We start from the raw sequence: 10046 nt of genomic DNA on the forward strand, positions 1-10046 counted from the left end.
GAACTCCGTCAATACCGCTGATCTCTGTCCGGCCCGTTGATACGGGTGCATGAACAAACGGGGAGGCACCTGCCGGGACACGCCGTGAATACGTCCCTTTAGGCTTGTGCAAAACATCCATGTTTTGCACAGTCCCGGCAGGGGCCTCCCCGTTCGTTCCCCAAGCATTGAGCATGAGGATCGAACAATGACTAACCCGCTTTTTGATATGACTGGCAAGGTTGCCGTCATCACCGGCTCCACCAAGGGCATCGGCCGCTCCATCGCCGAGGAAATGGCCAAATGTGGGGCCAAAGTTGTCATCTCCAGCCGCAAGGCCGACGCCTGTGAACAGGTGGCTGCCGAGTTGAAGGAGCAGGGCTTCGAAGCCATGGCCGTTCCCTGCCACGTGGGCAGGAAAGAAGACCTGCAGAACCTGGTCGACAAGACCAACGAGGCCTGGGGCAGCATCGACGTGCTTGTGTGCAACGCCGCCACCAACCCGGTTTACGGCCCGACCGCTGAAATGACCGACGACGCCTGGGACAAGATCATGGATACCAACGTCAAAGGCACCTTCTGGCTCACCAACATGGTGCTGCCGCAGATGGCGGAAAAAGGCGAGGGCGCGGTAGTCCTTCTTTCCAGCATCGCCGGCCTGCGTGGCAACACCGTGATCGGCACCTACGGCGTCTCCAAGGCGGCAGAAGCCGCCCTGGCCCGCAACCTTGCCGTGGAATGGGGTCCGAAAGGCATCCGCGTCAACGCCATCGCCCCGGGCCTGATCAAAACCGACTTCGCCAAGGCCCTCTGGGAAGACCCCGTCCGCGTCAAACGCGCCGAGGACAAAACCCCGCTCCGCCGTATCGGTGACCCGGTCGATATCGCGGGTTTGGCAGTCTTCCTGTCCACCAAGGCAAGTGCGTATATCACCGGCCAGGTCATCGTAGCGGACGGCGGCGAAACAGTTTGTTGAGAAAGCAAGCGTCAATGTTTGCCGAGGCGTGTGGGTGGGTCTGATTTTCTGCAGGGAAAATTGTCTGAGCGAAGCGAGTTGTTTTTCCCGAAAGAAAATCAGACCCACCCTCGCGCCGCTGCCCCCAATCAAAGAAATAGAGTAATTATGAGTATGACTCCGGAATTGGTAGACGTCCTCCCGGCCCACAAATTCGATGAAGCCAACCTCCTGGCCTGGCTCCAGAAGGCCCTGCCGGATTTCGGCAACCGCCTGGAGGTCAAACAGTTCCAGGGTGGCCAGTCCAACCCCACGTTCCTGCTGGACACCGACAGCGGCCGATACGTCCTGCGCAAGAAACCGCCCGGAAAGACCCTGCCGTCCGCCCACATGGTCGAGCGTGAGTACCGGGTCATGCGGGCGTTATCCGAGAACACCGATGTGCCCGTTCCGAACGTTCGGGTGTTGTGCGAGGACAGCGACGTCATCGGTACGCCTTTTTATGTCATGGACTTTCTGGAAGGCCGGATCATCAGCCATTCAGCGCTCCGCGCTCTGGATCGCAAGGACCGTTTGCCCGCACATCACTCGGCTATCGATACTCTGGCGGCTCTGCATGCGGTAGACGTGAACGCCGTGGGCCTTGGCGATTACGGCCGCCCCGAGGGTTACGTGGCCCGCCAGGTAGCCCGCTGGAGCAAACAGTATCTGGCGTCGAAAACCGATGACCTGCCCGCCATGGACAAACTCATGGCCTGGCTCCCGGAGAATCTGCCGGCGAAAGACGAAACCGCCATTGCCCACGGCGACTACCGCTTTGGCAACCTGATGCTGGCGCCGGACAAGCCGGAAGTGATCGCCATTCTGGATTGGGAATTGTCGACTTTGGGGCATCCGCTGGCGGATCTGGCCTATTACTGCCTTCCTTATTACCTGCCTTCGGACATGGAAGGCATGCGCGGATTGCAGGGCGAGGATCTGGAGGCACTGGGTATTCCTGACGAGCAGGAAACCATTGCCCGCTACTGCGCCAAGACCGGTCGCGATGGCATCGACGACTGGCACGTGTTCCTGGCCTTTTCCCTGTTCCGGCTCGCTGCCATCCTGCAGGGGGTCTACAAGCGCGCCCTGGACGGCAATGCCGCCAACGCCAATGCCCTCCAGGTCGGCAAGCGCGCAAGCCTGCTCGCGGACATCGGCTGGAAGATTGCCAGTGATGGTCCCCGGAACGGACGAAACTGAGGAAAGACTATGAACGGTCCGATTTGCGAACGCATCCTGATCACCAACGATGACGGCATCAATGCGCCGGGACTGGCGATTCTGGAGAACATTGCCCGACGACTGGCGGAAGAAGTCTGGGTGGTCGCGCCGGAGCATGACCGCAGTGGCGCCGGCCAGAGCATTTCCATTCACAGCCCGCTCCGGGTCTATGAAACCGGCGCCAAACGCTATGCCGTCTCGGGGACGCCGGCGGACTGTGTGCTCTATTCCCTGGCCGAGTGGTTCGGGGAAAGGCCGCCGGACCTGGTGCTGTCCGGCGTCAATTGCGGTGCCAACATCAGCGATTCGGTGCAGTACTCCGGTACCGTGGGCGCGGTGCTCAGTGCCCTGCACATGAATATTCCGGCCATCGCCCTGAGCCAGGCATTTCTGACCCGGGATGGCATTCGCTGGTCGCCGGTGGAAACCCACGGCGAAGCCCTGATCCGAAAGCTGTACCAGCCAGGCGAGGCCCGGGCCTGGAACGTCAATTTCCCGGCCTGCGAGGCCGGCGAGATCACTACGGCGCGCTGGTGCCGGCAGTCCACCGGCTCCATCCAGCGCCCAAAGCTGCTGGCGGGGCGTGACGCCCGCAGCCTGCCGTACTGGTGGCTCGGCTTTGAGCGCAGCTCCCGCCACATTGTGGCCCCAAATGCCGATGTCACCGTGCTCCGGGACAAAGCCGTGGCCATCACACCCTTACGACACGAAGACCCCCTGCCAGGGGGCACCGACACCTTTGATTTGTCCGCCGAAGCGGCTGACTGATTCACCCTGGGGAGAATAACAACCATGTTCGAACGTCATTACAAGGTCTGGCCCAAGGAACTGCCCAAAACCATGACCCTGCCGGAAACCAGCGTTTATACCAACCTGGAGATTTCGGCCCGGCGCTATCCCGATCATACCGCCATTATTTTCTACGATGCGCCCATGAACTACCGGCGCCTCAACGAGGAAGTGGAAACCATGGCCGGCTACCTGCAGGCCCAGGGCGTCAGCAAGGGTGACCGGGTACTGCTGTACATGCAGAACTCCCCCCAGTACGTCATTTCCTACTATGCCATCCTGCGCGCCGACGCGGTGGTCATTCCAGTGAACCCCATGAACCGGGCGGCGGAGCTGGAGCACTTCATTGCCGATACCAGCGCCACCGTGTGCCTGGCCGGGCAGGGGCTGGCGGGTTTTATCGTGCCAATGATCGGTGAGACCAACCTGGAGCAGGTGGTGGTTGCTTCCTATAACACCTACATCGATCCGGAGACCGACCTGGATCTGCCCGCCGAAGTGGCGGCCCCGGCCTGGTCCAAAGAGGTTCCGGGTGTGGTCACCTGGGAGGCGGCGATGGCAGCGGGTCATACCCCGGCCCCTCACACCGCAACGCCCGAGGACCTGGCGGTGATTCCCTACAGCTCCGGCACCACCGGTGCGCCCAAGGGCTGCATGCACACCCATCGCTCGGTGATGGCAACGGCGGTACACCGGGTGTTCTGGAACCTGACCACGCCGGACAGTGTCCAGCTGGCAACCCTGCCCTTTTTCCATGTCACCGGCATGACCGGGTCGATGAACGGCCCGATTTTCACAGGTTCGACTTCGGTGATCATGACCCGCTGGGAGCGGACCACGGCGGCACGGCTGATCGAGCGCTACAAGGTAACCGGCTGGACCAACATCGTCACCATGGCGGTAGATTTCCTGTCCAACCCGGATATCGGCAAGTACGACCTCAGCAGCCTGAACATGATCGGGGGCGGTGGTGCCGCCATGCCGGTTGCGGTGGCGGAAAAGCTCAAGCGGATGACCGGGCTGGACTACATCGAGGGGTATGGCCTGTCGGAGACCATGGCCGCAACCCACATCAATCCCACCGCGCACCCCAAGCCCCAGTGCCTGGGCATCCCGGTATTCGACGTGGACAGCCGCATCATCGGTGTGGACACCCTGCAGGAGAAAGGGCCGGGTGAGACCGGCGAAATCGTCTCAAGCGGCCCACAGGTCACTATCGGGTACTGGAACCGGCCGGCGGAGACCGAGGCGGCCTTTGTCGAGATCGACGGCAAGCGTTTCTTCCGCACCGGGGATCTGGGCTACTACGACGATGACGGCTATTTCTTCATGGTCGACCGGGTCAAGCGCATGATCAACGCGTCTGGCTTCAAGGTCTGGCCCTCCGAGGTCGAGGGATTGATGTACCGTCACCCGGCCATCCATGAGGTATGCATCATCTCCGCGCCCGATCCCAAGCGCGGCGAGACCGTCAAGGCGTGCATCGTGCTGACACCGGAAGCCGAGGGCAAGACCAGCGCCGAAGACATCACGACCTGGTGCAAGGAGCAGATGGCCGCCTATAAGGTGCCCACCATCGTGGAGTTCGTCGATGAGTTGCCGAAGTCACCCACCGGCAAGCTGATGTGGCGGGCGCTGCAGGAAGAAGAGTGGAAGAAGGAGTCTCAATAGCGGTACCTTTGAGTAATTAAGGATCGCACAGCGAAACAGGATTTTAAAATGTTGACAGCTGAGACGATCAGTGTAATTGTTCCATACAAGACGGCAGGGCCATTTGGCCCTGCGGTTTGAAGCCTCAATAACGCCCGATAACAACAAACACCGGAGGGGCAGATTTGAACCTTTTCTTCCAGCAAATCATCAACGGGTTAACCCTTGGGAGCATCTACGGTCTCGTAGCCCTCGGCCTGACCCTGGTCTACGGAATTCTCCACATTCCGAACTTTGCCCATGGCGCGCTCTACATGGTCGGTGCGTTCATGTCGTACTTCTTCATGACGGATCTGGGCGTGCATTACTGGGTTGCCATGGCCGGCTCGGCCGCAGTTGTTGCGGTGCTCGCAATCCTGTGTGAACGCCTGGTCTTCCACCCCCTGCGCAATTCCCCGCCCATCCACGACAAGATTGCCGCCATCGGCATACTGTTGTTCCTGGAAGCGGTGGTGCAGATGTTCTGGGGCTCCGATTTCCGCCGTCTGTCCTCACCATTCACCGGCATCATGAATTTCGACGGTCTGATCATTCCGGAACAGCGGCTGCTGATCATCGTTGGCGCCTTCGCCCTGGTGATTGTCCTGCAGCTGTTCCTGCGCAAGACCATGATCGGCGCCACCATCATCGCCATGGCCCAGAGCCGTGAAGGCGCGTTCCTGGTGGGTATCGACGCCAACCGCGTCGCCATGATGACTTTCGCCATCTCCGGGGTGCTGGCGGCAGTGGCAGCCAGCCTCTACGCACCCATCAACCTGGTGTACCCGGCCATGGGGCATTTGGTGATCATGAAGGCCTTCGTCATCATCATCCTCGGTGGCATGGGCAGCATTCCCGGTGCCATCGCCGGCGGCATGATCATTGGCTTCGCCGAGGCGTTCGGTGGCTTCTACATCTCCACCGCCTACAAGGACATCATCGCCTTCGGGTTGCTGGTGCTGATTCTGTCTGTCCGCCCGCAGGGGCTGTTTGCGAAGGGGGCGCACTGATCATGCTGTTCAAGCTTGGAAGTCTGCTGATGAAGCCCGGTGCCAAGATGGCGCTGCTGGCATTCGCGATTGTGTTTCCGTTCCTGGCCGCTAACGAATACCAGGTCTATGTCATGGCCTCCGCCTTCGTCTGGGCGATCGCGGTCTATGGCCTCAACATCATCACCGGTTACTGCGGCCAGCTGAACCTGGCCCACGGTGGCTTCTTCGCCATCGGCGCCTATACCCTGGGCCTGCTCACCGCCGACGCCGGCTGGAGTTTCTGGCCGGCGTTCGTGGCAGCCCTGGTGATTACCGCGGTGCTCGGTTTCTTCGTGGGCATTGTCTCCCTACGGTTGAAGGAGCATTACTTCGCCATCTTCACTCTGTGCGTGGGCTTCATCATCTACCTGCTGATCGACAAGTGGGAGGAGCTGACCCATGGACCGATCGGTGTCCGGGATATTGCCGCCCCCTCCGGTTTCGGCCTTGTCGATTTCACCGAGACCACGCCCTTCTATTACCTGGTGCTGGCGTTCCTGGTGTTCTCCATCTGGTTCATGGGCCGGCTGTCCCGGTCCCTGCTCGGCCGCACCTTCATTGCTATCCGCAACGGCGATGAGCTGGCCCAGTCCCTGGGTATCAACCTGATGCGCAACAAGGTGCTTGCCTTTGTGCTGTCCACCACCTACGCCGGCCTGGCCGGTGCCCTTTACGCGGGTATGGTGCGGTTCATCGGGCCGGAAGAGGCCAACATCAACCACACCTTCGACATGATCACCTACCTGCTGGTGGGTGGGATCGGAACCCTGACCGGGCCGCTGTTGGGCACCGTGGGTATTGTCTGGCTCACCCAGTCCCTGCAATTCCTGGAAGAGTACCGGATGATCATTTTCGGCCCGCTGCTGGTGATCCTGGTGATCTTCTTCCCGCGGGGCATCACCGGGCAGTTCCTGACCTGGATGCACCACAAGGCCCAGTCCCTTGCCCCGGGCAAGAAACAGAAGGCGAGCAAGGTCCAGACAGCCAGCGCACGGGAGGCCGAGAACAATGCTTAAGGTAGAACACCTCACCAAGATGTTTGGCGGCCTGGCGGCGGTCAACGATGTCTCTGTCGATCTCGAGGCCGGCAAGATCAACGCCATTATCGGCCCCAACGGTGCCGGCAAGAGCACCTTCTTCAACCTGATTTCCGGTCTGCATCAGCCTACCTCCGGACGAATCCTGCTGGATGGCGTGGATGTCACCCGTATGCCCTGCGATCAGGTGGCCCGGCTGGGCGTTGGCCGCACCTTCCAGACCACCAACCTGTTCGAGCAGGCGACGGTGCTGGATAACCTGATCGTCGGCCATCGCCTGCGCACCCGCTCCGGGCTGTGGGACGTGCTGATCAACAGCAAACGCCTTCAGCGGGAGGAAAAGGCGGCCCGGGACAAGGCCATGGAGGCTCTGGATTTCGTCGGTCTGACTCAGGTGGCGGGCCAGTTTATCGCCGACATCACCCAGGAAGAGCGCAAGCGCGTGGCCTTTGCCCTGGCATTGGCGACCGATCCCAAGATCGTCTTGCTGGACGAGCCCGCGGCGGGCGTAAACCCGGAAGAGACCGAGGGCTTTGCCGCGCTCATGCGCAAGATGGTGGACAACGGCCTGACCGTCTGCCTGATCGAGCACAAGATGGACATGATCATGAGCCTGGCGGACAAGATCATGGTGCTGGACCACGGCGAGAAGATCGCCGAGGGCACGCCCGAAGAAGTGCGTAACAATCCGGTAGTGATCGAGGCCTACCTGGGAGGTGATGAAGATGCTGCAGCTTGAGAACGTGGATGTCTGCTACGGCAGCTTCAAGGCCCTCACCGACATTTCCATGACCGTCGATACCGGTGAGCTGGTGGTACTTCTTGGCGCCAACGGTGCCGGCAAGACCACCCTGTTCAATGCCATCAGCGGTCTGGTTAAACCGACCGCTGGTGATATCCGCTTCGAGGACAAGCACCTCAACGGCATGAAACCCAGTGCCGTAGTTTCCTCCGGCGTGGTGCAATGCGCCGAGGGCCGTAAGCTGTTCCCGCAGATGAGTGTGCAGCAAAACCTGATGATGGGCGCCTATGTCCATCGTCGTGACCGGGAGGGCAACAAGAAACGCCTGAACGAAGTGCTGGAGCTGTTCCCCATTCTCGAAGACAAGGCCAACCAGCCGGCGGGCTCCCTGTCCGGCGGCCAGCAGCAGATGGTGGCCATTGGTCGGGCGATGATGAGCCGGCCCCGGCTGCTGATGCTGGACGAGCCCTCCCTGGGCCTGGCCCCGCTGGTGGTCCGGCAGATGTTCGAGACCATCCGGCAGATCAACAGCCTCGGCACCACCGTGCTGCTGGCGGAACAGAACGCCTTTGCCGCCCTCAAGATCGCCGACCGGGCTTACGTGATGGAGAACGGCCGGCTGGTCATGGAAGGCGACCGGGAAGCCATGCTCGGCAACGAGCAGGTTCGCAAAGCATACATTGGAGCCTGATGGCTCCGGACACGGATCAACGACGAGCGCAACAAACCAGGAGAAAACAATGAAAAAAAAAGTGAAAACACTGGGTCAGGCTGTTGCAGCGGCTACCCTCGGTATGACTCTGACTGCCGGCGCTATGGCCGGTGAGGTCAACATCGGTTTCACCGGCCCTCTCAGTGGCGGTGCTGCCCTGTACGGGGAAAATACCCTGTCAGGCCTGCGCATGGCCGCCGAGGAAATCAACGCCGCCGGTGGGTTTGACCTGAATGGCGAGAAGACCACCATTAACCTGGTGTCCCTGGACGACCGGTATTCCCCGGCACAGGCCGCCACCAACGCCAAGCGCCTGAAGCAGGAATCCAACGTTCCCGCCGTCTTCATTCCCCACTCCGGTGGCGTGTTTGCCCTGCAGGACTTCAACGAGAAGGACGACTTCCTGGTCATGGCCTACACCAGCGTGCCGACGGTTACCGAAAAGGGTAACTCCCTGACGCTGCGGATTCCGCCGACCTTTGACGGCTATGTGCGTGCCTTCACCGACTATGCTCTGGAGCACCAGGGAAAAACCCTGGGCATGGCAGGCGCCACCCACGAGTATGCCAAGATCTGGGCGTCCATGATCGAGAAGGAGTGGACCTCCAAAGGCGGCGAAGTAGTGGCCAAGAACCCCATGGATTACAACAAGTCGGCTGACTTCTTCACCGGCGTCAGCCGGATCATTGCCGAGAACCCGGACGTCATGTTCGTCGGCGGTGCCTCCGAGCCGACCGGCCTGGTGGTTCAGCAGGCGCGCCAGATGGGCTTCCAGGGCGGCTTCATTGTCATGGATCAGGCCAAGATTGACGAAGTCGCTGAAGTCGCCGGCGGTATGGAGATGGTGGAAGGCGCCATCGGCGTGGTGCCCCTGAGCGTCTACGATACCGAAGCAGCCAAGAGCTTCATCGAACGTTACCAGGACAAGTACGGCAAGATGCCGGGCTCCGAAGCCGCCTACAACTACCTCGCGCTGCACGGCCTGGTCGAAGCCATGGACGCCACCGATTCCACCGACCCGAAAGTGATCCGCGGCGCCATCGGCAACGCCCTGGCCAACATGGATTCGAGCAAAAATCCGTATGAAGTAACGGACGTGACCGACAAGGGCGGCTTCGTCACCGAGACCACCCTGGCCGTGGTCAAGGACGGCAAGATAGTGCGCGAGGCAATCGACTAAATACTCGGAGCTCCCGCTCAAGGGGCTTACTCAGGGGTCTGATGAAAACCTTCATCTGACCCCAAGTTCACCTCCTCCTCTGTGCCGCGGCCTAAGAAGGGGTCAGAAGAAGGCTTTCTTCAGACCCCAAGGCCATGCTCAGGGGTCTGATGAACTCGTTCATCTGACCCCATCCTCAAGTCCACCCCCAAACTCTGGATTTTCTCCGAACGCACTGGTACCTTCTCCAACTTCGCGGGCTCCCCCATCAAGGATCCGATGGCACATTCCCCGCACCGATTCAACGAACCGAATCAACCCTTCAAGGACTGAAGACATGCCCCAGGCAAGCGGATTGCAATTCACCGCCCGTGTCGGTGACTTCCCCTCTGATCATTTCGCCGTGGTCGCCTTTGCGCTGACCGAGCGCCTCTCCGAGCTGTTCCAGGGAAGACTGGAGTTGGCCAGTACCGATCCTGACGTCTCTGCCGAATTTATGCTGGAACAACCTGTCGACCTGGTGGTCTGGCAGGACGGCCAACCCCTGCGCCGCTTCACCGGCGTGGTCAACGAATTCGCCCGGGGCGACACCGGCCATCGACGTACCCGTTACGAAGTCATCTTCCAGCCCCCGCTGTGGCGCCTCGGCCTGATGCACAACAGCCGCATCTTCCAGGGCCAGAGTACCGA

Annotated in this window: 10 protein-coding genes; all 10 read left to right on the forward strand. The window is 60.8% G+C overall.

Annotation, left to right across the window (positions count from 1 at the left end):
• Positions 1-187: 187 nt before the first annotated feature.
• Positions 188-955: an SDR family NAD(P)-dependent oxidoreductase gene (locus tag ACESMW_RS17390; RefSeq protein WP_372988247.1), complete on the forward strand. Its 768-nt coding sequence runs from the start codon at positions 188-190 to the stop codon at positions 953-955.
• 147 nt (positions 956-1102) lie between these two features.
• The gene (locus tag ACESMW_RS17395) at positions 1103-2176 is read left to right on the forward strand and encodes a phosphotransferase (protein ID WP_372988248.1); all 1074 of its coding nucleotides are present in this window, start codon (positions 1103-1105) and stop codon (positions 2174-2176) included.
• Between the two features lie 9 nt (positions 2177-2185).
• Positions 2186-2965, forward strand: a complete 780-nt coding sequence (gene surE, locus ACESMW_RS17400; protein ID WP_372988249.1) for a 5'/3'-nucleotidase SurE — start codon at positions 2186-2188, stop codon at positions 2963-2965.
• Positions 2966-2989: 24 nt separating this feature from the next.
• Positions 2990-4657 carry a long-chain fatty acid--CoA ligase gene (locus ACESMW_RS17405; protein ID WP_372988250.1) on the forward strand — a complete coding sequence of 556 codons (1668 nt, stop codon included), beginning with the start codon at positions 2990-2992 and terminating at the stop codon, positions 4655-4657.
• A gap of 164 nt (positions 4658-4821) precedes the next feature.
• Complete coding sequence (locus tag ACESMW_RS17410; RefSeq protein WP_372988251.1) at positions 4822-5685, forward strand: branched-chain amino acid ABC transporter permease; 864 nt, start codon at positions 4822-4824, stop codon at positions 5683-5685.
• A gap of 2 nt (positions 5686-5687) precedes the next feature.
• The gene (locus ACESMW_RS17415; RefSeq protein ID WP_372988252.1) at positions 5688-6722 is read left to right on the forward strand and encodes a branched-chain amino acid ABC transporter permease; all 1035 of its coding nucleotides are present in this window, start codon (positions 5688-5690) and stop codon (positions 6720-6722) included.
• Entirely contained in the window at positions 6715-7482 is a 768-nt protein-coding gene (locus ACESMW_RS17420) for an ABC transporter ATP-binding protein (RefSeq protein WP_372988253.1), read from the forward strand. Before ACESMW_RS17415 ends, ACESMW_RS17420 begins: the two co-directional genes overlap by 8 nt.
• Complete coding sequence (locus ACESMW_RS17425) at positions 7469-8176, forward strand: ABC transporter ATP-binding protein (RefSeq protein WP_372988254.1); 708 nt, start codon at positions 7469-7471, stop codon at positions 8174-8176. The genes ACESMW_RS17420 and ACESMW_RS17425 overlap by 14 nt, the downstream gene beginning before the upstream one ends.
• A gap of 49 nt (positions 8177-8225) precedes the next feature.
• Positions 8226-9377 carry an ABC transporter substrate-binding protein gene (locus tag ACESMW_RS17430; RefSeq protein ID WP_372988255.1) on the forward strand — a complete coding sequence of 384 codons (1152 nt, stop codon included), beginning with the start codon at positions 8226-8228 and terminating at the stop codon, positions 9375-9377.
• Between the two features lie 316 nt (positions 9378-9693).
• Positions 9694-10046, forward strand: a 353-nt coding sequence (locus ACESMW_RS17435) for a contractile injection system protein, VgrG/Pvc8 family (RefSeq protein WP_372988256.1), incomplete at its 3' end; no start/stop codon positions are given.

It is taken from the genome of Marinobacter sp. (assembly GCF_041690455.1).
Classification (GTDB): Bacteria; Pseudomonadota; Gammaproteobacteria; order Pseudomonadales; family Oleiphilaceae; genus Marinobacter.